Consider the following 15719-nt stretch of genomic DNA (forward strand, 5'->3'; position numbering starts at 1 on the left):
CGGGGCAGGAACGGCCGGGCGCGACCCAGATTCGCAACTCTTGGAATTCGCATGTCGTACGCAATTTATCCGAGTCTTACCGGCAAGTCCGTCGTCGTGACGGGGGGCGGCAGCGGCATCGGTGCCGCCATCGTGGAAGCGTTCGCCCGGCAGGGCGCGCGCGTATCGTTCATCGACGTGGCCGAGGACGATTCGCGCGCACTCGTGACGCGTCTGGCCGACTGCGCGCATCTACCGCGTTTTTATCGCTGCGATCTGCGCAATCTCGACTCGCTGGCGGCAGTGTTCGCCGATATCGAAGCAGCGTCGCAGACGATCGACGTGCTGATCAACAACGCAGCGAACGACGACCGCCACGCGCTCGACGAAGTCACGCCTTCCTACTGGGACGAGCGCATCGCCGTCAATCTGCGCCACCAGTTTTTCTGCGCTCAGCATGCGGCGGCCGCAATGAAACGCGCGGGGCGCGGTGTTATTCTCAATTTCGGCTCGATCTCGTGGCACGTGGCTTTGCCCGATCTGTCGATCTACATGACCGCGAAGGCGGGCGTGGAAGGCATGACACGCGGCCTCGCCCGCGATCTGGGCCGCTTCGGCATTCGCGTGAACGCGATCGTGCCGGGCGCCGTCCGAACGCCGCGTCAGATGAAACTGTGGCAATCGGCCGATAGCGAAGCGAAGCTCGTCGCAGGCCAGTGTTTGCCGCAACGCATCGAGCCCGAGCATGTCGCGCGCATGGCGCTGTTCCTCGCCTCGGACGACGGCGAACGATGCTCGGGGCGCGAGTATTTCGTCGATGCCGGATGGTACGGCACTTGAACGCGAACTTTTTCTTCTCATGACGAAGACGACAATCGACATGTCCTCCTCCCCGATGCGCAAGCTGCGCAGCCAGAAGTGGTTCGACGATCCCGCCCATGCCGACATGACGGCGCTCTACGTCGAACGTTTCATGAACTACGGTCTGACGCGCGAGGAGTTGCAGTCGGGCCGGCCGATCATCGGCATCGCGCAAACGGGCAGCGATCTGGCACCGTGCAACCGGCACCACATCGAGCTCGCGCAACGGACGAAGGCGGGTATTCGCGACGCGGGCGGCATTCCGATGGAATTTCCCGTTCATCCGCTCGCGGAGCAGTCGCGTCGGCCGACCGCCGCGCTCGACCGCAATTTGGCCTATCTCGGGCTCGTGGAGATACTGCACGGTTTTCCGCTCGACGGCGTCGTGCTGACGACGGGGTGCGACAAGACCACCCCGGCCTGCCTCATGGCCGCGGCCACCGTCGACATGCCAGCCATCGTCCTCTCCGGCGGTCCGATGCTCGACGGCTGGTTCGATGGCCGACGCGTCGGATCCGGAACCGTCATCTGGCACGCGCGCAATCTGCTGGCCGCGGGCAAGATCGACTACGAGGGGTTCATGGAGCTCACCGTCGCCGCTTCGCCGTCGATCGGACATTGCAATACGATGGGCACCGCGCTCTCGATGAACGCGCTTGCCGAAGCGCTCGGCATGTCGCTGCCGGGGTGCGCGTCGATCCCGGCCGCCTATCGCGAGCGCGCTCAGATGGCATATGTGACCGGCAAGCGCATCGTCGATCTCGTGCGCGAAGATGTGCGGCCCTCTGCAATCATGACGCGCGAGGCGTTCGAAAACGCGATCGTCGTCGCCTCGGCGTTGGGCGCGTCGACCAATTGTCCGCCGCATCTGATCGCGATCGCGCGGCACATGGGCGTCGAATTGAGTTTGACCGACTGGCAGCGGCTCGGCGAGGACGTACCGCTCATCGTCAACTGCATGCCGGCCGGCGAGTATCTTGGCGAGGGCTTTCATCGCGCGGGCGGGGTGCCCGCCGTGCTCCGGCAACTGCAGGCGGCGGGGCGGCTCAACGGAGCGTGTGCCACCGTATCGGGCCGCACGATTGCCGAGATCGCGCAAGCCGCGCGCGATGCGGACGGCGACGTCATTCGGCGCTGCGAGGCACCGCTCAAGCATCGCGCGGGTTTCATCGTGCTCGGTGGCAACTTCTTCGACAGCGCGATCATGAAGATGTCTGTCGTCGGCGAGGCGTTTCGCCAGACCTACCTCAGCGAACCGGGCGCAGAGAACTGCTTCGAGGCGCGAGCGATCGTCTTCGACGGCCCCGAGGACTATCACGCACGTATCGACGATCCCTCGCTCGACATCGACGAGCACTGCATTCTCGTCATCCGCGGCTGCGGTACGGTGGGCTATCCCGGCAGTGCCGAAGTCGTGAATATGGCGCCGCCTGCTGCGCTGATCAAGCAAGGCATCGATTCGTTGCCCTGCCTGGGCGATGGCCGGCAAAGCGGCACGTCGGCGAGTCCGTCGATCCTCAACATGTCGCCGGAGTCGGCGGTCGGCGGGGGGCTTGCGCTCTTGCGCACCGGCGACAGGATTCGCGTCGATCTGAACGCGCGCAGGGTCGATGTGCTCGTCGACGAAACGGAGCTCACGCGACGCCGTGGCGAGACCGCCGCGAGCGTGCCGCCATCGCAGACGCCTTGGCAGGAAATCTATCGGCAATTCGTCGGACAGCTCTCGACCGGCGGTTGCCTCGAGCCGGCCACCCTCTACCTGAAGGTGATCGAAACGCGGGGCGATCCGCGACACTCGCACTGACGCGCTTTGGCGTACGGACGCGCTTTTGGCGTGCGCAATTGGCGCACGCCGGCGCGCGTTTTGTAGCATGATTCTCGCGAGCGACGTCAGGAGCCCTATCGTGGAAAAACCGCCTTCGACGCAGCCCGGCGATTCCACAGTCGCGGGTCGCACCTCGGCGTTCATCGCGCGCATCGCGGTGCCGCTCGTCGTGCTGGTTTCCTTCGCAGTCCTGATTTTCATGCGCGCCGCTTCGGCGTGGTCGCTCGGCGGCGGCTCGGTGCTCGGGTATCACCGTTCGGCCGATCGCGCCGGTCAGTACGTGATGCGCGATCTGACGTGGGAGAACGCGGGGCAGCTTCGCCGCGACAGCGGCTTCGATGGCACGATCGAAGGCCATGTCTACGCACAACCGCTGTACTGGCATCCGCCCGGAGCGAGCGTCGGGTTGTTGATCGTCGCGACGGAATCGAACATCGTTTATGCGCTCGACGCGACGACAGGCCGCGTCGTCTGGAAGCGTGCGCTTGGCCAGCCGGCCCGCCGCGGCGATCTTCCGTGCGGCGCCATCGATCCGCTCGGCGTGACGGGCACGCCTGTCATCGATCCCACGAAAGGAGCCCTCTACCTGGATGCGATGGTGAAGGACGGAAAGGGGCTCAAGCATCTCGTCTTCGGTCTTGCGCTGCGCGATGGATCGGTGCTGAAGGGCTGGCCCGTCGACGTCGCGGCCGGTGTAAAGGCGCTCGGTACCGCATTCGATGCAACGGTGCAAAACCAGCGCGGTGCGCTCGTGCTCGCGAGCGGGCGGCTCTTCGTTCCGTACGGCGGACATACGGGGGATTGCGGCGCATACCGCGGGCGCGTGGTTGCCTTTGCGCTCGACGCGCCGGCGGTATCCGGCGAGTGGCATACGCGCGGCACGCGGGGCGGGATCTGGGCGCCGGCTGGCATCGTCGCGGCTGAAGATCACCTGTTCGTGACCACGGGCAATACGTCGGGCGCGAAGTCATGGGCCGACGGCGAGGCAGTCATTCGGCTCAGCCCCGAACTCGCGCGCTCGTCGGATCGAAGCGATTTCTTTGCCCCTTCCGACTGGCAGCAGCTCGATAGCGACGACAGCGACCTTGGTGCTACGAGTGCGGTGCCGATCGCCGTGCATGGGCGCCGATTGATGCTGGCGCTTGGCAAGGATGGCAAGGCATATTTGCTCGATCGCGACAAACTCGGCGGAATCGGTGGTGCGCTCGAGGTCAGCACGGTATCGGGCGCGCCTATTCTCACCGCACCGGCAACCTGGGCCGATGGGGACGCCGCCTTCGTCGCCTTCAGAAGTGCGTCCCAACCCGAATCGTGTCCGAGCGACGGACGAGGGGGTGGGGTGACCGTGCTGCGCATCGACGGCGTGGGCAAGGGCGGCATCAAGCCCGCATGGTGCCGCCCAATGGAGGGCGGCGGCAATCCGATCACGACGACGAGCGACGGCCATTCGAACCGCATCGTCTGGATCGCGGGCGCGGAACGCGACGACCGCCTCCATGGCTTTCGTGCCGACAATGGCGAGCCCGTTTTCTCCGGTGGCGGGGACGAAGATCGCATGCCGGGGCTGCGCCGTTTTTCGACGATCGTTGCCGCGAACGGCCGGCTTTATCTGGCCGGCGATGGCAAGGTGTATGCGTTTGCGTTGCCGCGCTGAGCGCGGAGATTGAGCGCCATGTTTGACGCGTCGTAAGAAAGGGGATATACTTCTTTTTCTCTGACGCGGGGTGGAGCAGTCTGGCAGCTCGTCGGGCTCATAACCCGAAGGTCGTAGGTTCAAATCCTACCCCCGCAACCAATTTGAAAACCCGCCTTGTGCGGGTTTTTTCGTCTTCGGCGTTTCCGGGGTGTTTCCCGTGTTCGCCGTTATATCGATTTCGGCCCCCATTAAATAGTTAAAGCAAACGATTGCATGGCCCGTTAACGCAGAGACCATTGCAGTCGCCGCTGCGCCATCAAAGCGCATTCTCCGATTTCGCCTACGTCTACTCATCTGCGGGCGCTTGCCCCATTCGATGCTGCGTATCGCCCGGCCTGGCTGCAATGCTTCGCACAACTAACGAATGCGATGCAGGCTTCGCTCGCGCAAAAGCGCTACGTTTCGCGCAGCGGCGGAGAGTTTCAATCAGAAGGGACGAATGTCGTCGCTCGGCGCTATGGGCATCGCTGCCTGCCCCGCAGCCGGGAGCGCATTCACGAGAGGATGCACCATGAAGTGGTTTTACAGCCTGAAAATTGCCCGTCGGCTGATGCTGTTGAATTTGACGGCAGCGCTCGCGCTGTTCCTGATTACAGGCTTCGGCATTTACCAGACCCGCCGCGTCTATGAAGCGGCCAGCTATTCCACCGAGAACACCGTACCCAGTCTCGAGGTGCTCGCCCAAGCCGCCGATGCGCTGGACGAAGTCCGCATTCTGACCAGCAGATACGTTTTGGCAAGCGATGCGCAGGCAGCGAAAGGTCTCGAGGATGCCATCGCGCAGAAAGCCGGAGAGATCCGTTCCGCATTGACGGCATACGAGCGGCTCGCGTCCGACGACAAAGACCGCGCACTGCTTGCCGCGGACCGCGCGGCCGCGGCGGACACCGAGCGGTTGCGCGAGCAGACGATCGCGCTCGCACGCGACGGCAAAAAAGACGAAGCGTTGGCCTTGTTCGCCAACCAGCTTGCCGATGCCGCGCGGCACACGAGCAAGGAGCTTACGGCGCATCGCGCCTACAACGCACAGCTTGGCAAGCAGGGCGCCGACGAGGCTGCGCGGATCATCGGCAACGCCGAATGGTTGGAAGCGGCGAGCGCCGTCGTGGTACTGATTGGTGTGCTCACGCTCGCCACCGTGGTGGCCCGTTCAATCACGCGGCCGCTCGGCGAGGCGGTCCAATTCGCACATAGGGTGGCGCGCGGAGATTTGACCGGGCGCGTGAATGCGGTGACGTCCGATGAGACCGGCAACCTGCTAGCGGCGCTCTCGCAAATGTGCGAGAGCCTCAAGGAGGTGGTCGGCAAAGTGCGCGTGGGCAGCGAGACGATTGCCACCGCGACGTCGCAGATCGCATCGGGCAACCTCGACCTGTCTTCGCGTACGGAGCAACAAGCGTCGTCGCTGCAGCAAACGGCATCGAGCATGGAAGAGCTGACGTCGACGGTGCAACTGAACGCACAGAACGCGCAGCAGGCCAGCTCGCTCGCGACCAATGCGTCCGATGTGGCGCACAAGGGCAGCGATGTCGTGGGCCGCGTGGTCGAAACCATGTCGCAAATCAGCGAACGTTCGACGAAAATCGCCGACATCACCGGCATCATCGAAGGCATCGCGTTCCAGACGAACATCCTCGCGCTCAACGCGGCCGTCGAAGCGGCCCGCGCCGGCGAACAGGGACGCGGGTTCGCCGTCGTCGCGAGCGAAGTGCGTTCGCTCGCGCAGCGCTCGTCGAGCGCGGCGAAGGAAATCAAGGACTTGATCACGGCCTCGGTTCAGACGATACAGGACGGTTCGGCCCTTGCCGGCGACGCCGGCCGCACCATGGCCGACGTGACACAGGCAATCGCACGTGTGACCGACATCATGGGCGAGATCGCGGCCGCGTCGAACGAGCAAAGCCGCGGCATCGAGCAGATCGGCGTCGCGATCACGCAGATGGACGAGGTGACCCAGCAAAACGCGGCACTCGTCGAAGAGGCTGCTGCCGCCTCGCAATCGCTCGACGAGCAGGGGCGGCAACTGAGCCAGGCCGTCGCGTTTTTCCAGTTGGCGGGCAAGGCGGCCTGAACTCGCTCAGAAGACAGGCTCGCAAGCTTGTAATTAGCGCAAATAGGCCTTGGGACGCGCGCGGTGCTTGAATTGCCTACTGTGCTTTTGTACAGTGGTGCCACTTTGAGCCCGCGCGATCCTTCCAATTTCGATTCCAAGAGCGCACCGTCCGGTGTGCCGGCGCCGTTCGCGCGCAAAATCATCCATTGCGATTGCGACTGTTTCTATGCCTCCGTCGAGATGCGCGACGACCCGAGCCTGCGCGGGCGGCCGCTCGCCGTGGGCGGCCGGCCCGAGCACCGTGGGGTCGTCGCCACGTGCAATTACGAAGCCAGGCGTTTCGGCATCCATTCGGCCATGTCCTCCGCGCTCGCCGTTCGGAAATGCCCCGACTTGCTGATCCTGCCGCCCGCGATGGAGAAATACCGCATCGCCTCGCGCCAGATCATGGCGATTTACCGCGAATACACCGCCGAGGTCGAGCCGTTGTCGCTCGACGAGGCCTATCTCGACGTGACCGATTCCCCCCATTGCAAGGGCAGCGCCACGTTGATGGCCGAGCAGATCCGCGAGCGCGTGCGTGCCACGGTTGGCGTAACCGTATCGGCGGGCGTCGGGCCGAACAAGTTCGTTGCCAAGATCGCATCGGATTGGAACAAGCCCGACGGTCTTTTCGTCGTGCGTCCGCATGAAGTCGATGCTTTCGTCGCGGCGTTGCCGGTCCGCAAGATTTTCGGCGTGGGGAAGGTAACGGCCGCCAAGCTCGAGAAGCTCGGCATCGCGACCTGCAACGATTTGCGCGCATGGTCGCTAGTCGATCTTCACAGCCGTTTCGGCGCGTTCGGCAAGCGCCTTTACGAGCTCTCGCGCGGTATCGATCACCGGACAGTTCAAGCGGATCAGGAGCGCAAATCGGTCAGCGTCGAGACGACCTACGTCACGGATCTGCGCACGCTGGACGAATGTGCCCGCGAATTGCGTCGTCTCGCCGAGCAGCTCGATGCGCGCATCGAGCGCGTAGGCGCCGCTTCCGCCATTCGCAAGATGTTCGTCAAGATCCGGTTCGCCGACTTTCAACGGACCACCGTCGAGTGCGTGGCCGATGCGACGCACCTGCCCACGCTGCTCGCGCTGCTCGAAAAAGGCTTGGCGCGGCGCGACCGCCCGGTGCGGCTGCTCGGCGTGGGCGTGCGTCTCGAGGAGGATGAAAGCCGCATGAACGGCCAGTTTCCGCTTTTCGACGACGGGCCGACGCAAAACGGTGCGCCCACCGGCGAGCGTTAGAATCGACGGCGCGCCCAGTCTCTTCTCTGTCCACCCCATTTGCCGAGGACTCTTCGATGGACCTCATCATTCGCCGCGCCGCGTTGCCCTCGCATGTCGCGGGGCGCGATCGTCCTGTCGACATCGGTATTGTCGGCGGCCGTATCGAAACGGTCGAACCCGATCTCGGCGCGTCGGGCCGGGAGGAGATCGATGCGGGCGGCGCCCTCGTGACGCCGCCGTTCGTCGATGCGCATTTCCACCTCGATGCCGCGCTCTCGTACGGGCTGCCGCGTGTGAACGAGTCGGGCACCTTGCTGGAAGGCATTGCGCTATGGGGCGAACTCAAACCGCAACTGACGCAAGAGGCGCTCGTCGAGCGCGCGCTGCGGTATTGCGACTGGGCTGTCGCGCGCGGCTTGTTGGCCATGCGCTCTCATGTCGATGTATGCGATTCGCGCCTGCTCGCGGTCGAGGCGCTGCTGGAAGTAAAGCGCCGCGTCGCGCCGTATCTGGATCTGCAACTGGTCGCTTTTCCACAGGATGGTCTGCTGCGCAGCGAAGGGGCGTTCGATAACCTCAAGCGCGCCATCGCGATGGGCGTCGACGTGGTGGGCGGCATTCCTCATTTCGAGCGGACGATGGCGGACGGGGCGGAATCGATCCGACTGCTTTGCGAATTCGCGGCGGACAAGGGGCTGCCGGTCGACATGCATTGCGACGAATCGGACGACCCGCTCTCGCGCCATATCGAAACGCTCTGCGCGCATACGCATCGGCTCGGGCTGGGTGGACGCGTGGCGGGTTCGCATCTGACGTCGATGCATTCGATGGACAACTACTACGTCAGCAAGCTGCTGCCGCTGATGCACGAATCGGGTGTGGCGGCGATCGCCAATCCGCTCATCAACATCACGCTGCAGGGCCGTTCGGATACCTATCCAAAGCGGCGCGGCATGACGCGCGTACCGGAGATGCTGGCGGCCGGCATTGAGGTGGCCTTCGGCCACGATTGCGTGATGGACCCGTGGTACAGCCTGGGTTCGGGCGATATGCTCGAGGTCGCGCATATGGGGCTGCACGTGGCGCAAATGACGGGGCAGGCCGCGATGCACGCCGCGTTCGATGCCGTCACCAGCGGTGCGGCCCGTGTCGTCGGCCTGGAGGACTACGGCATTGCGCCGGGGTGCCATGCCGATTGCGTGGTGCTCGATGCGCGCGATCCGATCGAAGCGATTCGTCTGCGCGCCGCACGGCTCGCGGTGATTCGGCGAGGGAAGGTGATCGCGCGTTCTCCCGCGGCCCGCGCGTCGCTGACCCTCGACGGGCGTCCGCGCGAAGTCGATTTCAAGCTCGATCGCTAAGGCAAGTGAGCACTGCCGGCAACGGCGGGGGGCAGGCGCGGAGCCTGCCCCTTACCCGCTTGTCAGGCTGTCTTGGCACTCACTGCGCGGGCGCGCTCGCCATGCCGTTATGGCGCAGCAGTGCATCGATCGTCGGTGCGCGCCCGCGGAATGCCTTGAACGATTCCATCGCCGGCCGGCTGCCGCCCACTTCGAGGATTTCCTGGCGATACCGCTCGCCGGTACGCGGGTCGAGCACGCTGCCGTCGGCCAGCTTAGCGGCATCCTCGAACGCGGCGTACGCGTCGGCCGAGAGCACTTCGGCCCACTTGTAGCTGTAGTACCCCGCCGCATAGCCGCCCGCGAAGACGTGACTGAATGTATTGGGCCAGCGCGAAAACGCCGCCTGCGGAATCACGTGGTAACGCTCGTTGATCTCGCGCGCGAGATCGTTGGCGTTCAGTTTGCCGTCGACGTCGAAATCGATATGCAGTCGCATATCGAACATCGAGAAGACGATTTGCCGCATCGTCGCCAGCCCGCTTTGGAAGTTCTTCGCGGCGAGCATCTTGTCGAAGAGGGCGCGCGGCAGCTTGGCGCCCGTATCGACGTGCGACGACATGTCGGCCAGGACGTCCCACTCCCAGCAGAAGTTCTCCATGAACTGCGACGGCAACTCGACCGCATCCCATTCGACGCCGTTGATGCCCGACACCGCGAGTTCATCGACACGCGTGAGCATGTGATGCAGACCGTGACCGAACTCATGAAAGAGCGTAATCACTTCGTCGTGCGTGAAACAGGCAGGCTTGCCGCCGACCGGGGCCGAGAAATTGCAGGTGAGATACGCGACAGGCGTTTGCAGTTCGCCCTCGGTCTTGCGATGACGCGAGCGCGCATCGTCCATCCAGGCACCACCGCGCTTGCCTTCGCGCGCGTATAGGTCGAGATAGAACTGGGCGAGCAGCGAACCGTCGCGGTTTTCGACGCGGAAGAAACGGACGTCGGGATGCCAGCGCGCAGCTTCGTCGGGACGAATATTCACGCCGAAGAGCGTTTCTGCGACCTTGAACAACCCGCTCAGCACCGCGGGTTCCGGGAAGTACTGCTTGACCTCGTTTTCCGAGAACGCGTAGCGCTTTTCACGCAGCCGTTCGCCCGCGAACGCGATGTCCCACGGCTCGAGCTGCGTCAAACCCAGCTCGGAGGCGGCGAACTCGCGCAGTTCCTGCCAGTCCTTTTCGGCGTAGGGCCGGGCGCGGTTGGCGAGATCGTCGAGGAAAGCCACGACCTGCTCGGGCGAATCGGCCATCTTCGGGACGAGCGAGACTTCGGCGAAGTTGCGGTAGCCGAGCATGCGCGCTTCCTCGCGCCGCAGCTTCAGGAGCTCGGCGACGATGGCGGTGTTGTCCCACTCGGCTTTGCCTGCTCCGTAAGTGCCGCCGAGCTCGGACGCGCGCGTCACATAGGCGCGGTACATCGCCTCGCGCATCGGGCGATGCGTAGCGTACTGCATGACCGGAAAATACGAAGGGAAGTGCAGCGTGAATTTCCAGCCCTCGATACCGGCGCTCTCGGCCGCCTGCCGGGCCGCCTGGATGACGTCGTCGGGCAGCCCGGCCAGCTCGGCATCCGTCTTCGCGACATACGCGTAGGCATTGGTCGCATCGAGCACATGATCGGAAAACGCCTTGGCGAGCGCGGCCTGACGTTCTTGCAGTTCCATGAAGCGCGGCTTTTGGTCTTCGGGCAGTTCGGCACCCGACAAACGGAAGTCGCGCAGGGCGTTTTCGAGGATCTTCTTGCGCTCGCGGCTGAGTGCCGCAAAACCCTCGCTCGCGGCGATGGCCTTGTACTTTTCGAACAGCGCGAGGTTCTGGCCGACGCTCGACCAGAACTCGGTCACGCGCGGCAAATTTTCGCCGTAGGCCGCGCGCAGCTCCGGCGTATCGGCCACGGCGTTCAAGTGGCCGACGATACCCCAGGCGCGCGAAAGCGGCTCGGTCGCACGCTCGGTCGCCTCGACCACGTCGGCCCATGTGGCCGGCGTTCGCGGGTCGAGCGCGCGGTCGATCGCCGCCTGCGCATCGGCGAGCAGCACATCGAGCGCCGGCGTGACATGTTCGGGCCGGATCTCGCCGAAACGGGGCAGGCCGGAGAAGTCGAGCAGCGGATTGTCCTCACGCGAGCGCGAGCCCGAGGAGGCGGACGTATCGTGCGTGTTGTTGGCCATGGCGCTTCCTGTTCTGTCGTTGATCGAATCCGGACATTGTCCTGCGGACCGGATAACCGTATTGGAGAACTCGTGTCCTAACGGGACTGCTCGCGATGCGAGGCGCAGCGTTCCGCCGCTTCGATCGTATTCACGAGCAGCATCGTGATCGTCATCGGCCCGACGCCGCCGGGCACCGGTGTGATGAATCCGGCCACCGCGCTGACTCCGGCGAAATCGACGTCGCCGCAGAGCTTGCCGGCATCGTCGCGGTTCATGCCGACATCGATGACAGCGGCGCCGGGCTTGACCATATCGGCCGTGACGATGTTTCGCCGTCCCGTCGCGGCGACGATCACGTCCGCGCCGCGCGTATGCGCCGCCAAGTCGCGGGTCTTGCTATGGCATATGGTGACCGTTGCACCGGCTTCAAGCAGAAGCAACGCCATGGGTTTGCCGACGATGTTCGAGCGGCCGATGACGACGGCGTTCGCGCCACGCAGATCGATGCCCGAGGCTTCGAGCATCTTCATGATGCCGTAGGGTGTGCAAGGGCGGAAAAGCGGCTTGCCGGTCATCAGCGCACCGGCATTGGCGATATGAAAACCGTCGACGTCTTTCTCCGGCGCGATCGCTTCGATGACTTTGTGGCTGTCGATGTGCTGCGGCAGCGGCAGTTGAACCAGGATGCCGTGAATCGACGGGTCGCGGTTGAGCGCGTCGATGCGTTCGAGCAGCGCCGCTTCGGTCAGCGTCGCCGGATAGCGGTCGTACGAGGAGTGGATGCCGTTGTCCCGGCACGCCTTCACTTTGTTGCGGACGTAGACCTCGCTCGCCGGATTGTCGCCGACGAGCACGACCGCAAGACCCGGGTGGCAACCTCGTGCCGTCAACGCGGCGGCGCGTGCGGCGACATCGCTGCGCAGGGTCTTCGAAAGGGCGATGCCGTCGATCAGTGTGGCTGTCATGGTGGTCGGTCGAGATTGAAAAAATGACGATGCAATGCGCGAGACGGCGGCCGCGGCGCGGACTTCGAAGCGAAGGGAAGAGGCGGCGCCGTGGGGCCGCGTTTTGTCGCGCTGGGCCGGCGCTTATGCAACGGCGCGCAAAATGGGGATTATACCGCCGGGCCGAAAAGCGACGCGCACTAGATCAATAGCGACATTGATGCCCGGTGCGCCCGAGAGAACGCACCGCTGCGAGATGCTACCGCCACCCGACTGACTGATCTGTCCGGCTGGGCGCCCCGGTGGCGCCGCCGCCGGGAAGCGATTATTGCTGGGGCTTGTTCGACAATGCGAGCCGCAGCAGATCGGCGACCGTATTGACGTTGAGCTTTTCCATGATGTTGGCGCGGTGCGCCTCGACAGTCTTGATGCTGATGCCGAGATCGTCGGCGATCTGCTTGTTCAGACGCCCGGCGATGATACGCTCGAGCACCTGATGTTCCCGGGCCGTCAGCTTCGAGAGCCGCTCGGCAGCCGCACGCTGTTGCTGCACGCTGGAGCTCTCGCTGCGAGCCTTGTCGAGCATGCGCTCGACGAGCTTGCGCAGTTCCGCCTCGTCGAACGGCTTTTCGATGAAATCCATCGCGCCTTTTTTCATCGTCGAGACGGCCATCGGCACGTCGCCGTGACCTGTCACGAAAATGATCGGCAGCGAAGCGTTTTCCGCGATAAGCCGCTCTTGCAACTCGAGGCCGCTCATGCCCGACATACGCACATCCAGGATCAGGCAGGCGATCTGGCCGGCCTGATGTGCGGGCTGATAAGCCTCGAGGAATTGTTCAGCGCTCGAGAAGCACTGCACCCGATAGCCGTTCGCCTCGAGCAGCCAACGCAACGAATCGCGCACGGCCTCGTCGTCGTCGACGACAAAGACGGTTTCCTGACTGGTGACTGGGCTACTCATAGCTCTCCCGTAACGGTTTGTGGTCGAGGTGCCTCGGACCCGCCTTGGTTCGGATCGGCAGGTTCGCCGATCGGCAGACTACAGTGAAACGTCGCGCCTGTGATCTTTCCGTTGGCATCGACGTTGTTCACAACCCACAGGCGGCCGCGATGCGATTCGATAATCGAACGGCATATATTGAGCCCCATGCCCATGCCGTCCGATTTGGTGCTGTAAAACGGTTCGAACAGCCGTTCGATGGCGGCTTCGTCCACACCCGGCCCCTGATCGACGACGCTGATGCATGCGAAACCGGCATCGAGCTTGACGATGACGCGGATCACGGCGTCGGTGGCGTTGGGATGGGCCTCGTGCATGGCCTCGGCGGCGTTCTTGAGCAAGTTGACGAGCACCTGCTCGATGAGCACCGGGTCGACGTAGATGACAGGTAGACGCGAGCGAATCTCCGTCAGGATCCGGATGCGGCGCTTGCGCGCTTCGATCTCGGCCAGGCCCACCGCATCGGCGACGATGTCGGACACGCGCGCCGCCTGCCGCTTCGGCTCGCTGCGCTTCACGAACTCGCGAATACGCTTGATGATCATGCCTGCGCGCACCGCCTGCTGAGCCGTTTTTTCGAGCACGGGCAACAACGTATCGGACTGCGTACGGCCCGCTTTGACGAGCGCGACTGTGCCCGAGCAGTAGTTGTTGATTGCCGCGAGCGGCTGATTGAGTTCGTGCGCGAGCGACGATGCCATTTCGCCCATCGTCATGAGCCGGCTCGTGAAGTGAAGCTTTTCTTCCTGCTGGCGCGCGAGTTCCTGCGCCTGCTTGCGCGTCGTGATGTCGGTCGCGATTTGCATCTGCGCGAGATGGCCGTCGACCCACTGAATGTACTGGCGCCGGACCTCGAACCACTTCTGAATGCTCTGCACGTAGACTTCCTGTGCGTCGGCCGTGCCCTCGGTGAGCGCGGCGGCCGGCAATCCCGCGTAAGTATCGATCATGTCGATCGAATCGGAAGAGGCCTGCGTGCTGTCGAAGCCGCCGCCCGCGAGCTCGAGATGGCCGTCGGGCCGGATGCCGAACAGGTGCCGGTAATAGCGGTTCGCGAAAAGCAGCTCGGCTTCGTCGGCCGCGAGCACCGACACGGCCGCGTCGAGGCTCTCGAGCACCGTGGTGAACCGCTCGTGCGCTGCCGCGAGCTCCTCTCTTGCGCGCTTGGGCTCGGTGATGTCGGTCATCGAAGACATCCAGCCCGTTTGCCGGCCCGAACTGTCGATGAGCGGCGAGACATAAAGGCGCGCGTGAAAGATCGAGCCGTCCTTGCGGCGTACCCGCAATTCGAAACCCGAGGACGGAGCCTTGCCGCGCAGCGTCATGTCGAGCTGGCGCTGCATTTCGGGGTAGGCGTCGCGCGGCCAATAAGGGAAGGGCGCCGTTTTTCCGACGAGGTCGCTTTCGTCCCAGCCCGTCATCCGGCAAAACGCCGGATTCACGTGGGTAATGCGTCCGTGCATGTCCAGCACGCGCATGCCGATCAGCACCGAGTTTTCCATCGCGCGGCGAAAGAACGCCTCGGCATAAAGTGCCTGCTGCGCCTCGAAACGCTGGCGCGTGTGCTTCCAAAGACTCCACAAACTCCAGAGCACGAAGCAAGACAAGCCGGCCACGAGCCATACGAGCGTGTTGTTGGTGAAGTTCGTCAGTTGGGGGAACGCATAGACGCGCACCGTCAGCCCCTGGCCCGGCGGATCGAGCGGCAGGTCGTAGAACAGATCGCGGGGCAGGCGCGGACGCGTCGATGTGGTCGCGAGCTCGCGGTTATTCGCATCGAGCAGCGAGATCTTGTACTTTGCCGAGAGTTCGGGCGGGATATCGTGCTTGAGCACGCCTTCGATCGAAAAGACGACGGCAATGGCGCCCAGGAATTCACGGTCGCGGTAGATCGGCGTTTGCAGCGTCAGATAGCCGTTGCCAAGGTCATCGTAGATGAGCGGCGAATAGATCTGGCGCCGCGTGGCGCGTGCTTCTCCGAATCCGGCTGTGACGGCGACATCCATCTGCGCGTCGGTGAGTCGCGCGAAACGCTGGCCCGCGAGCGGCAACGGCGTATCGGGCCAGCGGGGCTGCTTCTGGCTCGTATACCAATTGACGTAGAGGATCTCGGGGTGGGCCTGCACGATGTCGGTCATCGACATCTGGAACGAGTGCTGGTCCGCGTGTCCGGCCGCAAGATCGCGCGCGAGCGCCTGCAGCTGTTCCTGGGCTCCCGTCATCGACAGCCGGATCTGCTGCTGCGCCCAGGCGACATTGCGGTACAACGTATCCTCTTGCTGCTGTTGCTCCCTGCGGTTCAAGCTCCACAGGATGAGGCTCATGACGACGAGGAACACCAGGATCGACAGCAGCGGCGTCAGCAAATAGGAATTCGACCACCACGGTCCGTGGTGCCAGCGGGACGGCGTCGAATCCGCCCGGGGACCGGACGGCCGCGCCGAGCGTGCGAAAAGCCGATCGGTCAACATGGCTCGAATTGTAGCGCAGCGCCGCCCCGCCAATTGGCGTAAAACAGGGAGAAACCCCAGGCGATC

At 64.1% G+C, this 15719-nt stretch carries 10 protein-coding genes and 1 tRNA gene; 7 read left to right on the forward strand and 4 right to left on the reverse strand.

Annotation, left to right across the window (positions count from 1 at the left end):
* Positions 1-51 precede the first annotated feature (51 nt).
* The 7 genes from GWC77_RS03110 (at position 52) to GWC77_RS03140 (ending at position 9041) form a co-directional block, all read left to right on the forward strand.
* On the forward strand, positions 52-819 hold the full coding sequence (locus GWC77_RS03110; RefSeq protein ID WP_173255406.1) for an SDR family NAD(P)-dependent oxidoreductase: 768 nt from the start codon (positions 52-54) through the stop codon (positions 817-819).
* A gap of 40 nt (positions 820-859) precedes the next feature.
* Entirely contained in the window at positions 860-2644 is a 1785-nt protein-coding gene (locus GWC77_RS03115; RefSeq protein WP_173255407.1) for an IlvD/Edd family dehydratase, read from the forward strand.
* A gap of 100 nt (positions 2645-2744) precedes the next feature.
* The gene (locus tag GWC77_RS03120) at positions 2745-4319 is read left to right on the forward strand and encodes a PQQ-binding-like beta-propeller repeat protein (RefSeq protein ID WP_173255408.1); all 1575 of its coding nucleotides are present in this window, start codon (positions 2745-2747) and stop codon (positions 4317-4319) included.
* A gap of 64 nt (positions 4320-4383) precedes the next feature.
* Positions 4384-4460 (forward strand) — tRNA-Met (locus GWC77_RS03125).
* Positions 4461-4872: 412 nt separating this feature from the next.
* The gene (locus tag GWC77_RS03130; RefSeq protein WP_173255409.1) at positions 4873-6432 is read left to right on the forward strand and encodes a methyl-accepting chemotaxis protein; all 1560 of its coding nucleotides are present in this window, start codon (positions 4873-4875) and stop codon (positions 6430-6432) included.
* Between the two features lie 105 nt (positions 6433-6537).
* A complete protein-coding gene (gene dinB / locus GWC77_RS03135; protein ID WP_254366752.1) occupies positions 6538-7698 on the forward strand; it encodes a DNA polymerase IV in 1161 nt (386 codons plus the stop codon).
* Positions 7699-7754: 56 nt separating this feature from the next.
* Complete coding sequence (locus tag GWC77_RS03140; RefSeq protein WP_173255410.1) at positions 7755-9041, forward strand: amidohydrolase family protein; 1287 nt, start codon at positions 7755-7757, stop codon at positions 9039-9041.
* A 79-nt stretch (positions 9042-9120) separates the two neighbouring features.
* Here GWC77_RS03140 and GWC77_RS03145 read toward each other — a convergent pair whose 3' ends face one another.
* The 4 genes from GWC77_RS03145 to fixL all read right to left on the reverse strand — a co-directional run bounded on the left by GWC77_RS03145 (position 9121) and on the right by fixL (position 15653).
* On the reverse strand, positions 9121-11253 hold the full coding sequence (locus GWC77_RS03145) for a M3 family metallopeptidase (RefSeq protein ID WP_173255411.1): 2133 nt from the start codon (positions 11251-11253) through the stop codon (positions 9121-9123).
* Positions 11254-11330: 77 nt separating this feature from the next.
* Positions 11331-12200 (reverse strand): bifunctional methylenetetrahydrofolate dehydrogenase/methenyltetrahydrofolate cyclohydrolase FolD, encoded by an 870-nt coding sequence (gene folD, locus GWC77_RS03150; RefSeq protein ID WP_173255412.1) that lies wholly within the window; start codon positions 12198-12200, stop codon positions 11331-11333.
* 304 nt (positions 12201-12504) lie between these two features.
* Positions 12505-13143 carry an oxygen response regulator transcription factor FixJ gene (gene fixJ / locus GWC77_RS03155; RefSeq protein WP_173255413.1) on the reverse strand — a complete coding sequence of 213 codons (639 nt, stop codon included), beginning with the start codon at positions 13141-13143 and terminating at the stop codon, positions 12505-12507.
* The gene (fixL, locus tag GWC77_RS03160; protein ID WP_217283151.1) at positions 13140-15653 is read right to left on the reverse strand and encodes an oxygen sensor histidine kinase FixL; all 2514 of its coding nucleotides are present in this window, start codon (positions 15651-15653) and stop codon (positions 13140-13142) included. Before fixL ends, fixJ begins: the two co-directional genes overlap by 4 nt.
* Positions 15654-15719: the final 66 nt, after the last annotated feature.

The sequence above is a fragment of the Paraburkholderia sp. NMBU_R16 genome (assembly GCF_013282575.1).
In the GTDB taxonomy this organism is placed as follows: Bacteria; Pseudomonadota; Gammaproteobacteria; order Burkholderiales; family Burkholderiaceae; genus Trinickia.

Bases quoted from the DNA above. Each gene is read 5' to 3' on its own strand.
- GWC77_RS03140 (WP_173255410.1), top strand. From the start codon at position 7,755: ATGGACCTCATCATTCGCCGCGCCGCGTTGCCCTCGCATGTCGCGGGG.
- fixL (WP_217283151.1), bottom strand. From the start codon at position 15,653: ATGTTGACCGATCGGCTTTTCGCACGCTCGGCGCGGCCGTCCGGTCCC.
- GWC77_RS03145 (WP_173255411.1), bottom strand. From the start codon at position 11,253: ATGGCCAACAACACGCACGATACGTCCGCCTCCTCGGGCTCGCGCTCG.
- fixJ (WP_173255413.1), bottom strand. From the start codon at position 13,143: ATGAGTAGCCCAGTCACCAGTCAGGAAACCGTCTTTGTCGTCGACGAC.
- GWC77_RS03110 (WP_173255406.1), top strand. From the start codon at position 52: ATGTCGTACGCAATTTATCCGAGTCTTACCGGCAAGTCCGTCGTCGTG.
- folD (WP_173255412.1), bottom strand. From the start codon at position 12,200: ATGACAGCCACACTGATCGACGGCATCGCCCTTTCGAAGACCCTGCGC.
- GWC77_RS03115 (WP_173255407.1), top strand. From the start codon at position 860: ATGTCCTCCTCCCCGATGCGCAAGCTGCGCAGCCAGAAGTGGTTCGAC.
- GWC77_RS03130 (WP_173255409.1), top strand. From the start codon at position 4,873: ATGAAGTGGTTTTACAGCCTGAAAATTGCCCGTCGGCTGATGCTGTTG.